Source organism: Brevundimonas sp. Marseille-Q4549 (assembly GCF_976940555.1).
This window is the reverse complement of the sequence record NZ_CDRHXG010000001.1, coordinates 822,152-837,422: the sequence shown is the minus strand read 5'-3', so window position 1 is coordinate 837,422 and position 15,271 is coordinate 822,152. Positions and strand designations below refer to the sequence as shown.

The 15,271-nt window shown below is 67.6% G+C and carries 18 protein-coding genes; 8 read left to right on the top strand and 10 right to left on the bottom strand.

The features are described 5' to 3' along the window. Window positions 1–61: 61 nt before the first annotated feature. The 4 genes from ACWPV3_RS04255 (at window position 62) to ACWPV3_RS04240 (ending at window position 3,188) form a co-directional block, all read left to right on the top strand. Window positions 62–1,204, top strand: coding sequence for an acyltransferase family protein (locus ACWPV3_RS04255; protein ID WP_453976971.1), 1,143 nt, complete (start codon window positions 62–64; stop codon window positions 1,202–1,204). Between the two features lie 35 nt (window positions 1,205–1,239). Beyond that, the gene (locus ACWPV3_RS04250; protein ID WP_312734705.1) at window positions 1,240–1,770 is read left to right on the top strand and encodes a CHAP domain-containing protein; all 531 of its coding nucleotides are present in this window, start codon (window positions 1,240–1,242) and stop codon (window positions 1,768–1,770) included. A 60-nt stretch (window positions 1,771–1,830) separates the two neighbouring features. Then, entirely contained in the window at window positions 1,831–2,628 is a 798-nt protein-coding gene (locus ACWPV3_RS04245; RefSeq protein WP_292086234.1) for a tryptophan 2,3-dioxygenase, read from the top strand. A 74-nt stretch (window positions 2,629–2,702) separates the two neighbouring features. After that, entirely contained in the window at window positions 2,703–3,188 is a 486-nt protein-coding gene (locus tag ACWPV3_RS04240; protein ID WP_453976970.1) for a PA2169 family four-helix-bundle protein, read from the top strand. Between the two features lie 73 nt (window positions 3,189–3,261). Here ACWPV3_RS04240 and rplS read toward each other — a convergent pair whose 3' ends face one another. Next, window positions 3,262–3,687: a 50S ribosomal protein L19 gene (gene rplS / locus ACWPV3_RS04235; protein ID WP_292086238.1), complete on the bottom strand. Its 426-nt coding sequence runs from the start codon at window positions 3,685–3,687 to the stop codon at window positions 3,262–3,264. Window position 3,688: 1 nt separating this feature from the next. Further along, window positions 3,689–4,414, bottom strand: a complete 726-nt coding sequence (trmD, locus tag ACWPV3_RS04230) for a tRNA (guanosine(37)-N1)-methyltransferase TrmD (RefSeq protein ID WP_453976969.1) — start codon at window positions 4,412–4,414, stop codon at window positions 3,689–3,691. A gap of 155 nt (window positions 4,415–4,569) precedes the next feature. Between trmD and ACWPV3_RS04225 the strand changes: the two genes are divergently transcribed. Beyond that, complete coding sequence (locus tag ACWPV3_RS04225; protein ID WP_292179382.1) at window positions 4,570–4,707, top strand: entericidin A/B family lipoprotein; 138 nt, start codon at window positions 4,570–4,572, stop codon at window positions 4,705–4,707. Window positions 4,708–4,799: 92 nt separating this feature from the next. Next, a complete protein-coding gene (locus ACWPV3_RS04220) occupies window positions 4,800–5,192 on the top strand; it encodes a YidB family protein (RefSeq protein WP_453976968.1) in 393 nt (130 codons plus the stop codon). A 4-nt stretch (window positions 5,193–5,196) separates the two neighbouring features. Here ACWPV3_RS04220 and ACWPV3_RS04215 read toward each other — a convergent pair whose 3' ends face one another. From ACWPV3_RS04215 to ACWPV3_RS04185, 7 genes are all read right to left on the bottom strand, one after another. Beyond that, window positions 5,197–6,975 (bottom strand): AmpG family muropeptide MFS transporter, encoded by a 1,779-nt coding sequence (locus ACWPV3_RS04215; protein ID WP_453976967.1) that lies wholly within the window; start codon window positions 6,973–6,975, stop codon window positions 5,197–5,199. Window positions 6,976–7,015: 40 nt separating this feature from the next. Next, window positions 7,016–8,641, bottom strand: a complete 1,626-nt coding sequence (locus ACWPV3_RS04210) for a response regulator (RefSeq protein ID WP_453976966.1) — start codon at window positions 8,639–8,641, stop codon at window positions 7,016–7,018. Window positions 8,642–8,720: 79 nt separating this feature from the next. Continuing rightward, complete coding sequence (locus ACWPV3_RS04205; RefSeq protein ID WP_453976965.1) at window positions 8,721–10,337, bottom strand: YifB family Mg chelatase-like AAA ATPase; 1,617 nt, start codon at window positions 10,335–10,337, stop codon at window positions 8,721–8,723. A 60-nt stretch (window positions 10,338–10,397) separates the two neighbouring features. Next, on the bottom strand, window positions 10,398–11,354 hold the full coding sequence (gene gshB / locus ACWPV3_RS04200; RefSeq protein ID WP_453976964.1) for a glutathione synthase: 957 nt from the start codon (window positions 11,352–11,354) through the stop codon (window positions 10,398–10,400). Between the two features lie 91 nt (window positions 11,355–11,445). Further along, a complete protein-coding gene (locus ACWPV3_RS04195) occupies window positions 11,446–11,640 on the bottom strand; it encodes a Trm112 family protein (protein ID WP_292179456.1) in 195 nt (64 codons plus the stop codon). A gap of 62 nt (window positions 11,641–11,702) precedes the next feature. Further along, window positions 11,703–12,359, bottom strand: a complete 657-nt coding sequence (locus tag ACWPV3_RS04190) for an LON peptidase substrate-binding domain-containing protein (RefSeq protein ID WP_313452009.1) — start codon at window positions 12,357–12,359, stop codon at window positions 11,703–11,705. Between the two features lie 34 nt (window positions 12,360–12,393). Then, a complete protein-coding gene (locus tag ACWPV3_RS04185) occupies window positions 12,394–13,305 on the bottom strand; it encodes a tetratricopeptide repeat protein (RefSeq protein WP_453976963.1) in 912 nt (303 codons plus the stop codon). 285 nt (window positions 13,306–13,590) lie between these two features. Here ACWPV3_RS04185 and ACWPV3_RS04180 point away from each other — a divergent pair, with 285 nt between their 5' ends. Further along, the gene (locus tag ACWPV3_RS04180) at window positions 13,591–13,905 is read left to right on the top strand and encodes a hypothetical protein (RefSeq protein ID WP_453976962.1); all 315 of its coding nucleotides are present in this window, start codon (window positions 13,591–13,593) and stop codon (window positions 13,903–13,905) included. Here ACWPV3_RS04180 and ACWPV3_RS04175 read toward each other — a convergent pair. Then, the gene (locus ACWPV3_RS04175; RefSeq protein ID WP_453976960.1) at window positions 13,902–14,447 is read right to left on the bottom strand and encodes a prolyl-tRNA synthetase associated domain-containing protein; all 546 of its coding nucleotides are present in this window, start codon (window positions 14,445–14,447) and stop codon (window positions 13,902–13,904) included. The genes ACWPV3_RS04180 and ACWPV3_RS04175 overlap by 4 nt on opposite strands. A 37-nt stretch (window positions 14,448–14,484) precedes the next feature. On the opposite strand from ACWPV3_RS04175, the gene ACWPV3_RS04170 reads away from it, so the two are divergent. Then, complete coding sequence (locus tag ACWPV3_RS04170) at window positions 14,485–15,252, top strand: DUF6065 family protein (protein ID WP_453976958.1); 768 nt, start codon at window positions 14,485–14,487, stop codon at window positions 15,250–15,252. Window positions 15,253–15,271 lie beyond the last annotated feature (19 nt).

The window sequence follows — 15,271 nt, the reverse complement described above, 5'->3', positions numbered from 1 at the left end:
CCCGGGCACGGCGTTTGCGGGCCTTCACGGTTCGACAAGGCTGACGTGCCAAGGTGACACCATGACCCCCGTCCAGACCCCCGCCGATCTGAAGCCCATCACGGCCCTGCGTTTCGGCGCGGCCATCTGGGTCGCCGTCTACACCTTCTGGGAAAACCTGGCCGGCGCGGGCCAGTCCGGCCTGGTGTCCAAAGGGTATCTGGGCGTCGAACTGTTCTTCGTCCTGTCGGGCTTCATTCTCAGCCACGTCTATCTGCAGTCGGCGGGCGAGAAGCGTTTCTCGTATCGCAGCTTCCTGTGGGCGCGGGTGGCGCGGGTCTATCCCTTGCATGTCGCCACCCTGATCGGGGTGGGTCTCCTGGCGGCGGCGGCCCTGATCGCGGGGATGAGCGTGGACGCCAATGTCCTGTCCTGGGCCTCGTTGCCGGCCAATCTTATGATGGTCCACGCCTGGGGCCTGGCGCCGGTGGCGGGCTGGAACCATCCGTCGTGGTCGATCTCGGCGGAGTGGTTCGCCTATCTGTGCTTTCCCCTGTTCGCCTTCGTCTTCTGGCGTCTGCGCGAAAAGCCCGTCGCGGCCGTGATCGGCGCGGCGGCCTTTCTGGCGGTGCTTTATTTCGTATTCGAGCAGACGGCGGGCTTTCCCCTGACCGAGGCCACCATCCGCTGGGGCGCGCTCAGGATCGTGCCCTGCTTCGCCCTGGGGTGCGCCCTCTACCTCGTCTATCGCAAGGCCCCGCTGAAGGCGCCCTGGACCTGTTCGGCGATCAGTTTCGGCCTGATGGTGCTCAGCGCCGCCTTGGGTTTGTGGGACGGGATCACCGTGCTGCTGGCCGGCGCCCTGATCCTGTCGCTGGCCTCGCTGCCGAACCAGCGCGCCGGTTGGCTGGCTTCGCGCCCGGCGGTCTACCTGGGTGAGATCAGCTACTCCGTCTATATGGTCTGCGTGCCGTGGAAGCTGCTGGCCGTCGGCCTGGCCGCCAAGCTGACGGACGCGCCGGACAAGCAGCTTCAAATTTTCGTGTGGTTGGCCATCCTGGCCCTGCTGCCCGTCGTGGCGGCCGTGTCCTATCACCTGATCGAACACCCGGCGCGCAAGGCTTTGCGCACGCTCGGCGCCCATAAGCGCAAGGTTTCAGACACGAATATGAAGCACGGCGATATGCCGAAACAACTTGCTACAGGGCGTGAACCCGTGGCCTAAAGGAGGTTCCTTAGGCAGGTCGGGAAACCCTAAGCATGTCGAAACGGCTGAAAGCCGCCGCGGTTGCGGCGACCCTCGGTTTTTTTGCATTGGGCGTCACGCCCGCTTCCGCAAAGGCTGACGAGCCGTATTGGCAATGCGTGACCTTCGCCCGCATGTTCTCGGGCATTAATATCTTCGGCGACGCCTGGACCTGGTGGCGCCAGGCCACCGCCAACTTCCGCACCGGCAAGGCGCCTGAAACCGGCTCCGTCCTGGTGTTCCGCCCCGAGGGCCGCATGAGCCGGGGCCATGTCGCCGTCGTTTCCGACATCCTGACCGACCGCGTCGTGCGCGTGACCCACGCCAACTGGGGCGGCAGCCGCGGCAAGGTCGAGGAGAACGTCACCGTCGTCGACGTCTCGCCCGCCAACGACTGGTCGCAGGTCAAGGTCTGGTACAATCCGATCAACGGCCTGGGCACCACGGTCTATCCGACGTACGGCTTCATCTACAAAGGCGCCCGCGACGCCTTCGACGCCGGCCGCCAGATCGCCGCCAACGCGACCGGCCAAGGCCAGCACTAAGACCACACGTCTCGCCCCCGCCGGCTTGCGCCGCGGGGGTTCGCGCGCGATAGGCGGCGTATGACCCAATCCAGCGACATGACCTACGCCGGCTATCTGGCGTTGGACGACCTGCTTTCGGCGCAACATCCGCTGTCGGACCAGCATGACGAGATGCTGTTCGTCATCATCCACCAGACCAAGGAACTGTGGCTCAAACAGATGCTGCACGAGGTGGCGCTGGCCCAGACCCTGGTCCGCGGCGGCGATCTGGTGCCCGCCTACAAGAGCCTGGCGCGGGTCAGCCGCATCCAGGCGGTGATGACCCAGAGCTGGGACATCCTGTCGACCATGACGCCGGCGGACTATCTGCGGTTCCGAGGCGTGCTGGGATCGTCGTCCGGCTTCCAGAGCGACCAGTTCCGGCGGTTCGAGGCCATGCTGGGCCTGAAGGACGCCAGCTTCCTGAAGTTCCATGTCGAACGCCCGGCCGCCCATGCCGCGCTTGAGGCCGCCATCGCCGCGCCCAGCCTGTACGACGACGCCCTGGCCCAGCTGGCGATCGCCGGCCTGCCCGTGCCGGTCGCCGTGCTGGATCGCGACGTGACCCAGCCCTATGAACCGTCCGAAGCCGTGGAGGCCGCCTGGCTGGAGGTCTATCGCGACACGGAACGCTGGTGGGCCCTGTATCAGCTGGCGGAGAAGCTGGTCGATCTGGACGACGCGCTTCTGACCTGGCGGCACAAGCATGTCGTGACGGTCGAACGGATCATCGGCCGCCGACGCGGCACCGGCGGCACCGAGGGGGCGGCCTATCTGGCCTCGACCCTGACCAAGCGCTGCTTTCCCGAACTGTGGTCCCTGCGCACCAAACTTTGATGTCGCAGGGCGGCAACCAAAGCCGCCGCCCGCCCATTTCGCCATCGACCGCAATTGCGGAAGGAATGGACGAGATGAGCAATCCCAACGCCCACGACATCAAGGTTTTGAACGGCCTAATCGAAACGACGCTGGACAGCGCCGACGGATATCGCGAGGCCGCCGAACAGACGGACGACGCCCACTATCGCACCCTGTTCCAGCGTCGCGCCGCCGAGCGTCAGCAGATCGCCGATGACCTGTCGGCCGCCGTGCGGGGTCTGGGCGGCGACCCGGAATCCGACGGCTCCATCCTGGCGAAGGCGCACCGCGCCTTTCTTGACGTGAAACACGCCCTGCTGCGCAACGACGACTCCGTCGTAGGGTCGATCAACGCGGGCGAGAGCTTCATCACCGCCAAATACGACAAGGCCCTGGAGGACGGCGGCATCTCGGCCACCACCCGCGAGACCATCCGTCGGGCCCATGCCGCCGTAAAGGCCGAGCACGATCAGATGGAGGCCCTGAAACACAGTCTGGAAGGCCAGCGCACCGAGGCCAATCCCCTCTTCCCGCACTGATCGCACCTCAGGCATGAAAAAGGCCCCCGCGTCACCGCCGGGGCCTTGGTCGTTTCGGCAGGAGCCCGAAGCCTTAGGCTTCGTCGCCGCCCTTGTCGGCCGAGCCGGTTTCCGGAACCACGGCGCCCTTGGCCGGGCGGACCGTCTGGCGCTCGGCGATACGCGCCGACTTGCCGCGACGATCACGCAGATAATAGAGCTTGGCGCGACGCACGACGCCGCGGCGCTTCACTTCGATGGACTCGACGTTCGGCGACAGAATGGGGAATTTGCGCTCGACGCCTTCGCCGAACGAGATCTTGCGGACGGTGAAGGTCTCGTTCACGCCGCCGCCGTCGCGGGCGATGCAGACGCCTTCGAAGGCCTGAACGCGCTCGCGCTCGCCTTCCTTGATCTTCACGTTGACGCGCAGGGTGTCGCCGGGTTGGAATTCCGGGATCTTGCGCTCGCCCAGAACGCGGGCTTTTTCTTCAGCTTCCAGCTGTTGAACGATGTTCATGTCATTTCTCCTCGAGCTTTGCGCTCTTTACCTGTGAGTTGGCGAGATGCGCCTGCCAGAGGTCCGGCCGCCGCTCCCGCGTCGTTTGCTCCCGTTGCGCCTGACGCCATTGGTCGACCTTCTTGTGGTCGCCCGACAGCAGCACCTCGGGTATCTCCAGTCCCTCGAACGTCCGCGGTCGCGTGTACTGCGGGTGTTCCAGAAGCCCGTCCTCGAAGCTCTCGGACGACAGGCTGTCGCCTGAACCGAGCACGCCGGGGATCAGTCTTACGCACGCCTCGATCACGACCATCGCCGCCGCCTCGCCACCGGCGAGAACCGCGTCTCCGACCGAGACCTCCTCGAACCCGCGTGCGTCGAGCACCCGCTGGTCCACCCCCTCGAAACGGCCGCACAGCACGACGATCCCGTCGACCTTCGCCCATTCCCTGACGCGCGCCTGGGTCAGGGGCCTGCCCCTGGCGCTCATGTACAAAAGCGGCCGTCTTGGTCCCGGCAGGCTATCGACCGCCCGAGCCACCACGTCCGCCTTAAGCACAGCTCCCGGCCCGCCACCCGCAGGGGTGTCGTCCAGGAAGCCGCGCGTATCTGTGGAAAAGGCGCGGATGTCAACCGTTTCCAGGCTCCACAGCCCCTTCTCGCGCCAGGCCGTGCCGATCAGCGACACACCGAGCGAGCCCGGAAAGGCCTCTGGGAACATGGTCAGGACGGTCGCGGTGAAGGGCATGGCGGCGGCTCATACACCAAAGCCCCGCCGCCCGCGAGGCGAGGCGGTCGTCGAACGCGGGTCCAGAAGGTCGAAGACGCTTCGTGCCACACCGTCCCTGCAACCAAGGTCAAGCTTGGGCGTTCGGACAAAGCTTGACCATAAGGAGGTTCATCATGCGCAAGATCATCGCCTTCTCGCTCGTCGCCGCCGCCCTGGCGGTCTCGGCCTGCAACACCATCGCCGGCGTCGGCCGCGACGTGTCGGCGGCCGGTTCGGCCGTGACCCAGGGCGCCAACGACGCCAAACGCTGAAGCGGGCTCGGGGGAACGAGGGGGTGACGCGCCTTCTCGTTTCCGTCGCAGGACGGTGCTAGCCTGATCCCGCAATCCGAAGGAGATGGATCATGGGCATGCTGGACAATGTGCTGAACGGCCTGGGCGGCGATGCGGCCGGCGGCGTCGGCGACCTTCTGCGAGGCCAGGGCGGCGTCGGCGGTCTGGTGGAGAAGTTCAACCAGGCGGGCCTGGCCGACGTGGTCGGCTCCTGGATTGGGACCGGCGCCAACGCCAATATTTCGGCCGAGCAGATCACCGCCGTGATCGGTCACGGCCCCTTGGCCGACATCGCCGCCAAGATGGGCGTCACGCCCCAGCAGGCGGGAGAGACCCTGGCGGGCCTGCTGCCCGAAGCCATCGACCGCCTGACGCCCGGCGGACAGCTGAACGGCGCCGACGACCTGCTGGGCAAGCTGCCCGGCGGCCTGGGCGACATGATCGGCGGCTTTCTGAAACGCTGAGGCTTCAGGAGGGCTGGCCCTCGGTCGCCGCGATGGCCGGGTCGACGTCCTCCTCCGCCTTTCGGCGTGCTTCCAGCGCGGTCTGTTTGCCGGCCACCACGAAGGCCAGGACAATGGCGAACAGCCCGATGACGACCGAGTAGAGGAAGAAGACGACATAGCCCGCGCCCAGGGCGGCCGGGCTGACGCCGCTGGTCGCTGCGCCGGTCGCCAGCGACCCCTCCGGCAGGCGCGCGAACAGGCCTCTCAGGCCCGCGAACGGCCCCCCGCCCTCGGCGGCCCGGGCTGCCGCCTCGACGATACGGCCCGACTGGGAGGCGATCAGCTTGCCGGGCAAGGCATAGAGCGAACTGAACAGGGCGTACTGCGTCGCAGTGAAGCCGATCGACGTCAGGCTGGACATATAGGCGATCAGGGCCGTGCCGGCGTAGCCGGTGGCGACGTTGTCCACCCCGATAGCCACGGTCAGGGCCGACAGATTGGGCCCCTGGGTCGCCAGCCAGGCGAAGACCAGGTTGGACACCGGGCTCATGAAGGCGCCGATGACCATGGTGCGGATCAGGCCTAGCCGGGCCACCGACCACCCGCCGACGAAGATGCCCAGCGAGGTCATCACCACGCCAAACACCTTTCGCACCTCGGCCAGCTCGGTCTTGGAGAAACCGAGGTCCAGGTAGAAGGGATTCATGATGTTCAGCACGAAGTCGGCCAGGCGATAGACGCAGATCAGGGCCAGGATCAGGGTCGCGACGCCCGCGAACCGCTTATAGAAATCGGCCAGCGGCGCGCCGAAAGAGCCCGCCAGATAGGCGCCGGGTCGTGTCTTCACGCCGGGAATGGGCCAGCAGGCCAGCACCATCAGCGCCAAGCCGCCGAACACCGCCAGCACCTGCAGATAGACCCCGCCCGGTTTCGCCGCCCAGGCCTGCGTGATCGCGGCCTTACCCTCTGCGCTCAGACCGAACAGGCCCAGCAGGCCGTTCAGCGGATCGGCCTGCGCCGTCAAACCCGAGCCCACCACCATCGCGGCGGCGATTATGACCACCAGCCGGGCGATCCATTCCAGCACTTCGAGACGGGGCCGCGACGGAATGCCCGTGACCGGAATGGGCCGGATCACATGCGCCTTCTCGCGTGGCGCGAACAGCACTCCGGCGACGCCGAAGCCCATCAGCGCGGCCATCACTGCATAGGACAGGTTCCAGTTATAAAGGTCGGCCAGAACCAGGGGCACGGCGCCGGCGACGATCTGGGCGACGCGATAGCCCAACTGATAGCTGGCGGCCATGGCGCCGTGGCGCGTGTCGTCCGCCGCCTCGATACGCCAGGCGTCGATGACGATGTCCTGTGTGGCGCCGAAGAAACCGACCAGAACAGCGAACATTGCAACCTGCGGCAAGGCGGTCGCGGGGTTGAGGCCTGAGATCGACCACAGGCCGAAGATGACGACGGCCTGGGTGACCAGCATCCATGATCGGCGGTGGCCCAGATATTTGGTCAGTAGGGGAATGTGGGTCCGATCGATCAGCGGCGCCCAGACGAACTTCAGCGAATAGGACAGGGTCGCCAGGGCGAAGAAGCCGATCATCGCCAGAGACAGGCCGCTCTCGCGCAGCCAGGCCGAAAGCGTGTCAAAGATCAGAAGATTGGGCAGGCCCGCCGAAAAGCCCAGCAGCAGCATGATGAAGACGCGACGCTCGCCATAGACGGCCAGACCTCCGAAGCGGCTCGCGGACTTGCCTCCCGCAGGGACGGCGGCGGAGGACGAGGCTTTGTCGGTCATGAAACGCTCCGGCGGCGGCCGGAACGCGGACGCCTGAATCTCAGCCGACCTTGGCGCGGATGTCGCCCTTCGTCCAGCGGGTCAGGGCGGCGCGCAGCGAGGCGGCGTCCAGCGGCTTGGTCAGATGGTCGTTCATGCCGGCTTCCAGACAGGCGCGGCGGTCCTCGGCGAAGGCGTTTGCGGTCAGGGCGACGATGGGGGTGGCGTCGCCCCCGGCGCGGATCGCGCGGGCGGCGGCCGGGCCGTCCATGCCGGGCATCCGCATGTCCATGAAGACCAGATCGTAGCGCGCGCGCTGCAACGCCTCCACGGCCTCGGCGCCGGTGGCGGCGGTTTCGACGACGCAGCCTTCGCGGCGCAGCAGGGTGCGCGCCAGGAGGGCGCCGACCGGATTATCCTCGACCAGCAGCACACGCGCCCCTGCGAATTGGATGGGTGCGACGCGGTCGTCCTCGGGCGGGGCGGATGCTAGCGCACGGGGCGGCTGGCCTCCCGCTTCGGCGACAGTCCCGGCGGATCCCGCGGCGGCAAGCACGCGTTCGACCAGAGAGGCGCGGCGCAACGGCTTGATCAGATAGCCGTGGAAACCGGCGGCGCGATAGCGCGGGATCAGGTCGCGCTCGGACGGTTTCAACAGGACGATGGCGCGGCCCGTCTCGGGCGCGGCGGCCAACAGCTCGGCCTGGGCGTCGCCGGGCGCCGTTGCATGATCGACCAGGACGACCGGCGCGACGCGCGCGACCCGTCCGCCGGACGCCGCGATCTGGGCGGTCGCGGCCGACAGGACGAAGGGATCGGTTGCTTGGACGGCGACGCTTCGTCCCCGCAGAGCGTCGCGGGTCGCGTCCCTGGCGTTCGCATCCTTGGGGTCGGCGACGGCCTGAAAGGCGGCTTCGAAGCGGAAGCGCACACCCTTGCCCGAATTCCGTCCCCGGTGGCCGGCCGGCAGGTCTTCGACCTTGACGATCCCGCCCATGGCGGCGGCCAGTTTGCGCACCACCGCCAGCCCCAGGCCGGCGCCGTCGTGGCGGGCGGCGTCGGAGGAATCGGCGTGGCCGAACTCCTCGAATATCCGATTGCGGGCCTCAGGCGGGACGCCGGGGCCGGTGTCGTCGACGAGGAAGGCCAGGCGGGGCCGGTCGGGATCGGCGTCGCCCTCTGCTTCGGCGCGTTCGATGGCGATGCGGACACCACCGGCCTCGGTGAACTTCACCGCGTTTCCAGCCAGGTTGAACAGGACCTGCCGCAGCCTGCCCTCATCTGCCAGGATATGGGGCGTGTCCGGGGCTACCGACCAGACGATCTCCAGCCCCTTGTCGTGGGCGCGGGGACTGAGCAGTTCGGCGACGCCCCGCGCCAGACCCTCCAGATCGACAGGCGCCAGATCGAACTCCAGCGCGTCAGCTTCCAGCCTGGCGTAGTCCAGCAGGTCGTTGACCAGGCCCAGCAGATGTTCGGCCGACTGACGCGCGTTTTCGGCATAGGCGCGCTGGGCGCCGTCCAGCCGTGTGCGCTGCAACAGGTTGATCATGCCGATGACGCCGTTCAGGGGCGTGCGCATCTCGTGGCTCATCAGACGCAGGAACTGCTGAGCGGGGTCGGCCGTCGGGACCGTTTCCTGCGACGCCGTCTGCTCTTCGATCCGTTTCGCCGCGCGTCGCGCCATGCCGCCTGCCTCCGTCTTGGGTGCAGTCTAGGACGGCGGGGGTTAAGGATTGGTCCTGTCCGCCGGATCGAAACGGGAATCAGGTGTGGAGGAAGGGGGTCTGCGGCGGCCCGGCCTCGCCCAGGCCGAAGGCGCCGCCGCGCGCGGCGGCGCGGCGGTCGAACTCGGCCTGGGCGCCGACGGTGGTGCGGCGATAGATCAGGGCCTCCGCCACATGACGGCGCAGCACGCCGGTCGCGCCGTCCAGATCGGCGATGGTGCGCGCCAGACGCAAGGTGCGGGTCCAGCCGCGCGCCGTCAGACCCCCGGCCTCTCCGGCGCGCATCAGCAGCATCCGCCCGGCCTCGTCCGGCGTGGCGAACCGGTCCAGGGCCGCGCCGCCGATACGGGCATTCAGACCTTGTGACGCTTCCAGCCCCGCCTCTCGCGCCCGATCCTCCTGCAGGGCGCGGGCCTGGGCGACGCGCGCCCTGGCCTCGGCCGTGCCCTCGGCCGGCGGCGGCAGGGTCATGTCGGCGGCGGTGACGGGCGGCGTCTCCACCGTCAGGTCGATGCGGTCGAACATCGGCCCCGACACCCGATTCTGATAGTCGCGCTGGCAGCGGGGCGCCTTGCCGCAGGCCCCGCGTCCGGCCCCGCCCAGGCCGCAACGGCACGGGTTCATGGCCGCCACCAGCTGGAACCGCGCCGGATAGCGGACATGGGCGTTGGCGCGGGCCACCACGATCTCTCCGGTTTCCAGCGGCGCGTGCAGGGAATCCAGCGCCTGGGCCGAATATTCGGGCAGTTCGTCCAGGAACAGCACGCCATTGTGGGCCAGGGACGCCTCGCCCGGCTTGGCGCGCAGCCCCCCGCCGGTCAGGGCCGCCATGGAAGCTGAATGGTGCGGGCTGCGGAACGGCCGGTCGCGCGTCAGGGCGCCGCGCTCGATCAGGCCGGCGATCGACCAGACCATGGAGGTCTCCAACAGCTCCTGCGACGTCAGGGGCGGCAACAGGCCCGGCAGGCGCTGCGCCATCATCGACTTGCCCGAGCCTGGCGGCCCGATGAAAAGCAGGTTGTGACCCCCGGCCGCCGCGATCTCCAGCGCCCGCTTGGCGCCCTCCTGCCCCTTGACGTCGCGCAGGTCGGGCACGGCGCCGCCGTCGGCCAGGGGGCCCGGCTCGGGCGCGCGCAGCACCTGCGTTCCCTTGAAATGGTTGACCAGGCCGATCAGCGACCGCGGAGCCAGGATGCGCGCGCCGCCCGCCCAGGCGGCCTCCGGCCCGGTCGCCTCGGGGCAGATCAGGCCCAGGCCCATGGCGTCGGCGGCGACGGCGGCGGGCAGGGCGCCGCCCACCCGCGCGATCTGTCCGTCCAGACCCAGTTCGCCGATGGCGGCCCAGCCGTCCAGGGCGTCGGGCGCGATCACCCCCATGGCCGCCATCAGGGCCAAGGCGATGGGCAGGTCGAAATGGCTGCCCTCCTTGGGCAGGTCGGCGGGCGCCAGATTGGCGATGATCCGTTTGGCCGGCAGGGCCAGGCCGATGCCGGCGAAGGCACCGCGCACCCGTTCCTTGCTTTCGGCCACCGCCTTGTCCGGCAGGCCGACGATGTTGAACACGGTCGGGCCGTCGCTGCCGACCAGTTGGACCTCCACGTCGACGCGCCGGGCGTCCACCCCATCGAAGGCGACCGTGACGACCCGCGCGACCATATGTTCCCTCCGCCGTAGCGAAGGAACAAAACACGAACCGAAATCTAATTCAAGTCGTGTTCACGCAACCTGAGCGGAACGCTTCCTTTCCATCACGTCCCACATCACGGCCGTGGCGTCGATGCCGGTGAACTGTTTCAGCTGCTGGGCGCCGGTGGGCGAGGTGACGTTGATCTCGGTCATCCAGTCGCCGATCACGTCGATGCCGACGAAGATCAGGCCGCGCGCCTTCAACGTCGGACCGATGGCGGCGCAGATTTCCAGATCGCGCGGGGTCAGCTCGACCGGCGCAGCCGTGCCGCCGACGCGCAGGTTGGAACGGACCTGATCCTTGGCCGGAATGCGGTTGATGGCGCCCACGGGTTCGCCATCGACCAGCAGGATGCGCTTGTCGCCCCTGGACACGGCGGGCAGGAATTTCTGGATCACCAAGGGATCGCGGGACCCGGCGGCGTGAATCTCGATCAGGGCGTCCAGGTTCGGGTCGTCCGCCTTCAGCCGCACCACGCCCGAACCGGCGGCGCCGTGCAGGGGTTTCAGCACCACCTCGCCGTGACGACGGTGGAAATCGTTCAGCTGGACGGGATCGGAAGTGATCAGCGTCGGCGGCGTCAGGTCGGGAAAGCGCGTGACCAACAGCTTTTCGGGCGCCGAACGCACTTCGGCCGGGTCATTGACCACCAGGGTGTGCGGATGGACGGTCTCCAGCAGATAGGTGGCGGTGACATAGGCCATGTCGAACGGCGGGTCCTGGCGCATCAGGATCACGTCCACGTCGCGGCCCAGGTCCAGCCGCACCTCCTCGCCGAAGGTCACATGGTCGCCGACCACGCGCCGCAGCGTCACGGGCCGGGCGCGGCAATACAGGCGGCTTTCCTCCAGCGCCAGGGTGCGGAAATCATAGACCCACAGCCGGTGTCCGCGCGCCTGGGCCGTCTCGGCCATCAGGAAGGTGGTGTCCGAGACGATGTTCACCGCCTCGATCGGGTCCATCTGGATGGCGACTCTGAGGGTCATTTTTGTTTGGGCCTATCGCGCGTCGCGCTGCTTGAGGCCCGGTGGGCGCGCTGCGCCGTGGGCCGGTGGAGATTGGGGGCGGCGGCGGCGGTCAGTCCAGTTGACGCGCTTCCTCCACCAGCATGATCGGCACGCCTTCGCGGATCGGATAGGCCAGCTTGGCGCCGGCCGAGACCAGTTCGCCCGCCTCGCGGTCATACGTCAGCTTGCCGCGCGTGACGGGACAGACCAGCACCTCCAGCAGGCGGGGGTCGACGGAGACGGGGGTGTTGAAGGCGTCGCTCATTTTTGTTGGCCTATCGCGCTGGCGCTACTTGGGGCCGTTGTAGGGGGCGGCGGCGCATCGCGCTACTGCATGGACGGAGCGTCGCCGTCGCCGGCGTCGGCGGCGTCGATGCGCAGCAGGGCCGTCAGGGCCTGGGCGCGGTCCATCAGGCCGTGCGCCTCCAGAAGCGCCTGTTTCTCGGCCGGCTCGAACGGCAGGGCCATGGACAGGCTGTTGACCAGCGCCTCCATCGGTGCGCTCTCGGCCGTGTCCCAGTCGATATCCATCGACCGATGGGCCAGATAGCCGCGCAGGGCGTCCAGGAAGCCGTCGCGGTCGAAGTCGGGCTCCTCGGCCGGAGAGGTCAGGTCCGCAGCGTAATCCTCGAACGCGGCGCGCACCTGGCGATAGGGCGACTTGGACGGCAGTTCGGCGGCGATGCGAAAGCGCGAAATCCCCGTCAGGGTGATCAGATAGCGGCCGTCGGACGTCTCGGCGAAACTGGTGATGCGCCCAGCGCAGCCGACCGGCGACAGGCCCGGCAGGGCGCGCGTTCCCCCCATCGGCTGGACCAGGCCGATCAGCCGGTCGCCCGCCATGGCGTCGTCCACCATGTTCAGATAGCGCGGCTCGAACACGTTCAGAGGCAGCTGGCCGCGCGCCAGCAGGATGACCCCCGACAGCGGAAAGACCGGGATCACCTGCGGAAGATCCGAGGCTTTCACATAGGCTTGCGGCATCGGGCTCCTTCCGGCCTATCGACCTTCGCGCTTCCTACGAGAACAGGATCGACGACAGGCGCCGGCGTCCGTCCTTGGACACGTCGGAACTCAGGCCCGCCGCCTCGAAGATGACCAGCAGCTGCTTGCGGGCCGCCTGATCGTTCCACTCGCGGTCGGCCTGGATGATGGCCAGCAGATTGTCGACCGCACCCTTGAAGTCGCCGGCCGCGCTCTGGGCTTCGGCTAAGTCGAAACGGGCCTGATGGTCGTTCGGATCGGCGGCGACCTTTGCCTCCAGTTCGGCCGAGGCGCCGGCCAAATCGCCAGAGGGCGCCTTGGACGCGAGGGCCAGCTGGGCGCGCACGCTCTGGACCATCGGCTCCTTGGAATCCTGGGGCGCCATGGCGATGGTCTGGGCCGCCTGTTCGGGGTCGCCGCCCGCCAGATAGACCCGCGCCATGCCGGCGATGGCCTTTTCGTTTTCGGGCTCGATCGACAGGACGTGGGCGAAGGCCTGAGCGGCGCCGCCGAAGTCGTTCAGGCCCAGCGATTCCTCGCCCAGCTCCAGAAGCTGCGCCGTCTCGGTCGAGCCCCCCTGACCGCCGGTCAGCTTGTCGATGAAGGCCTTGATCTGGCTGTCGGGGATGGCACCCTGGAAGCCGTCGACCGGCTGGCCGTTGACGAAGGCGTAGACGGTGGGGATCGACTGCACCCGCAGCTGGCCCGCATAGGCCGGGTTGGCGTCCACATCGATCTTGACCATCTTCACCACCCCCTTGGCGGCGCGCACGGCCTTCTCCAGCGCCGGGCCCAGGGTCCGGCACGGCCCGCACCAGGTCGCCCAGAAGTCGACGATGACCGGCTGGTGTTTCGAGGCCTCGATCACATCGGTCATGAAGGAGGCGTCCGTGCCTTCCTTGATCAGATCGTCGGGTGTGTTGAGCGTCGGGTCGGCGAAGGTCATGGCGGCGTCCGTAAGGCGGCTGTCGTGTTCAACGGCTCAGATGGCGTCGGGATGCCTCGGCATCAAGCGGCGATGCGGTCGCGGCGGATTTTCGGACAGCCGAAAATTTGAGTCCGAAGTGGCCGATCAGTCCCGAATTCCGAACCCACAGCGTCCGGTTGTTCGTTCTAAACGGGGGAATGCGCTGATCGTCAAGCGGCCGTCGCGAGCGCAGGTATGGAAAGCAGAGCAAGCTCCGGCTAGTCTTGGCTCATGGATCAGGAATCGCTTTCAAGCGAAGAGAGAATGAAAAAGCTCGCCAAGGCTTTGAGGGAGGCAGAGCACAGAATCATTTCTCCGACGCCTTCACCGCCAGTTGCACCGGAGCGTCATGCGCCGGCGCAACTCGGTCCCAAGACACGGCTTACGATCAAGGTGATGGTATGGTGCTTTAGACTGTTCTGGCTGGTCTGGATCGCGCTAGTGTTGGTCACCAGTCCGCCGCGTCAGATCAGCGACCTGTTCGTGACGCCGCTCTCGGCGTTCGTGTGCTGGCTGATTTTTCAGTTTCACAAAGCGATCATTGTCGGCGCGGCCGGGCGATTGTCCCGTCGAACCTAATCCTGAGACGGGCTAGCGTTGTCGTCCGAAACCGAGAACGCCCCGAAATCCACCACCACCGGCTCGCGCCCCAGCAACGCTAGAACCCGCCGAAACGCCGCCTGGTCCAGCGCCGTCGTCGCCGTATTGGTCAGGGGGTGGAAGTTGACGACAGCGGCGTCCCACAGGCGGCGGTCCAGCACGAAGGTCACACGGCGGTCGGTATCGTTGATCAGGCCCAGCGCCGTCACCGAGCCGGGGCGGACGCCCAGCGTTTCCCACATCAGGGCTTCGGCGCCGAACGATAGGCGGCCTGAGCCCATGACGGCGGCGGCGCGCTTCAGGTCGATCATCGTGTCCTGACGCGCCGAGATCAGCCACAGCCGGCCCCTGTGATCCTTCAGAAACAGGTTCTTGGTGTGGGCCCCGGGCAGATCAGCCTTGAGGTCCAGCCCTTCCTCGACGCGAAAGACGGCCGGGTGATCGTGGGTCACGTGATCCACGCCGTTCGCCTCCAGCCAGACGGTCAAGGTCTCGCGGTCGTAAGCGGGTGCGTCAGTCATGGTTGAGCCGTCGGATTTGGGGCGTTAGGACAGGTCCATGGTCGATACCGTCAACACGCGCCCGCTGGAACTGGAATGCTATCCGATGACGGCCCGGCCGCCGGACCTGGTGCCCGGTCGCCAGTCGCGCAACTGGATGGACGCCTTCATCAGCCGCCACCCCTATCGCTGCCTGCCGCTGAACATGGCCAACACCACGGGGTGGGAAATCCTGTGCCCGTTCGGCTTCTCGGCCGAGTGGAACGGCGGCCCGCGTCAGGAAGACATCGTCATCACGCCGGACCGGCCCCAGCACGACCTGGACCATTTCGTCACCTCGCACTTCTCGCGCGGGGTGCTGACGATGCACCCGCAATATCTGTTCCGCACGCCGCCCGGCTGGGGGATGATGTGTTCGGGGTCGCCCAACCATGTGAAGGACGGGATTCAGCCCCTCGTCGGCCTGATCGAGACCGACTGGCTGCCCTTCCCGTTCACGATGAACTGGATCTTCACCCGGCCGGGGCGGATCACCTTCGAAAAGGGCGAGCCCTTCTGCTTCATCAATCTGATCGAGCACAAGAAGGTCGAGCAGTTCCAGCCGGTGATCCGGACGCTGGACTCCAATCCGACCATGAAGGGCCAGTTCGAAGCCTGGAACCGCGCGCGGACCGACTTCAACCAGCGCCTGGCCGGCGGCGACCCCGACGCGGCCAAGGAGGCCTGGCAGCGTTTCTATTTCAAGGGCGAACTGCCCGAAGATCTGGGCGCGGCCCCCGCCACCCATTCCAACAAGCGCCGGCTGAAATCGCCGCGCGTGGGATAGACAAAAGCCCTCTCCCGGC

What these genes read in the sequence shown, in the direction of transcription:
- ACWPV3_RS04250 (WP_312734705.1), top strand. Translation starts at nt 1,240, where the DNA reads ATGTCGAAACGGCTGAAAGCCGCCGCGGTTGCGGCGACCCTCGGTTTT.
- ACWPV3_RS04180 (WP_453976962.1), top strand. Translation starts at nt 13,591, where the DNA reads ATGAAAAAGCTCGCCAAGGCTTTGAGGGAGGCAGAGCACAGAATCATT.
- rplS (WP_292086238.1), bottom strand. Translation starts at nt 3,687, where the DNA reads ATGAACATCGTTCAACAGCTGGAAGCTGAAGAAAAAGCCCGCGTTCTG.
- ACWPV3_RS04205 (WP_453976965.1), bottom strand. Translation starts at nt 10,337, where the DNA reads ATGGTCGCGCGGGTCGTCACGGTCGCCTTCGATGGGGTGGACGCCCGG.
- trmD (WP_453976969.1), bottom strand. Translation starts at nt 4,414, where the DNA reads ATGCCCTTCACCGCGACCGTCCTGACCATGTTCCCAGAGGCCTTTCCG.
- ACWPV3_RS04220 (WP_453976968.1), top strand. Translation starts at nt 4,800, where the DNA reads ATGGGCATGCTGGACAATGTGCTGAACGGCCTGGGCGGCGATGCGGCC.
- gshB (WP_453976964.1), bottom strand. Translation starts at nt 11,354, where the DNA reads ATGACCCTCAGAGTCGCCATCCAGATGGACCCGATCGAGGCGGTGAAC.
- ACWPV3_RS04245 (WP_292086234.1), top strand. Translation starts at nt 1,831, where the DNA reads ATGACCCAATCCAGCGACATGACCTACGCCGGCTATCTGGCGTTGGAC.
- ACWPV3_RS04190 (WP_313452009.1), bottom strand. Translation starts at nt 12,359, where the DNA reads ATGCCGCAAGCCTATGTGAAAGCCTCGGATCTTCCGCAGGTGATCCCG.
- ACWPV3_RS04195 (WP_292179456.1), bottom strand. Translation starts at nt 11,640, where the DNA reads ATGAGCGACGCCTTCAACACCCCCGTCTCCGTCGACCCCCGCCTGCTG.
- ACWPV3_RS04185 (WP_453976963.1), bottom strand. Translation starts at nt 13,305, where the DNA reads ATGACCTTCGCCGACCCGACGCTCAACACACCCGACGATCTGATCAAG.
- ACWPV3_RS04225 (WP_292179382.1), top strand. Translation starts at nt 4,570, where the DNA reads ATGCGCAAGATCATCGCCTTCTCGCTCGTCGCCGCCGCCCTGGCGGTC.
- ACWPV3_RS04175 (WP_453976960.1), bottom strand. Translation starts at nt 14,447, where the DNA reads ATGACTGACGCACCCGCTTACGACCGCGAGACCTTGACCGTCTGGCTG.
- ACWPV3_RS04210 (WP_453976966.1), bottom strand. Translation starts at nt 8,641, where the DNA reads ATGGCGCGACGCGCGGCGAAACGGATCGAAGAGCAGACGGCGTCGCAG.
- ACWPV3_RS04170 (WP_453976958.1), top strand. Translation starts at nt 14,485, where the DNA reads ATGGTCGATACCGTCAACACGCGCCCGCTGGAACTGGAATGCTATCCG.
- ACWPV3_RS04215 (WP_453976967.1), bottom strand. Translation starts at nt 6,975, where the DNA reads ATGACCGACAAAGCCTCGTCCTCCGCCGCCGTCCCTGCGGGAGGCAAG.
- ACWPV3_RS04255 (WP_453976971.1), top strand. Translation starts at nt 62, where the DNA reads ATGACCCCCGTCCAGACCCCCGCCGATCTGAAGCCCATCACGGCCCTG.
- ACWPV3_RS04240 (WP_453976970.1), top strand. Translation starts at nt 2,703, where the DNA reads ATGAGCAATCCCAACGCCCACGACATCAAGGTTTTGAACGGCCTAATC.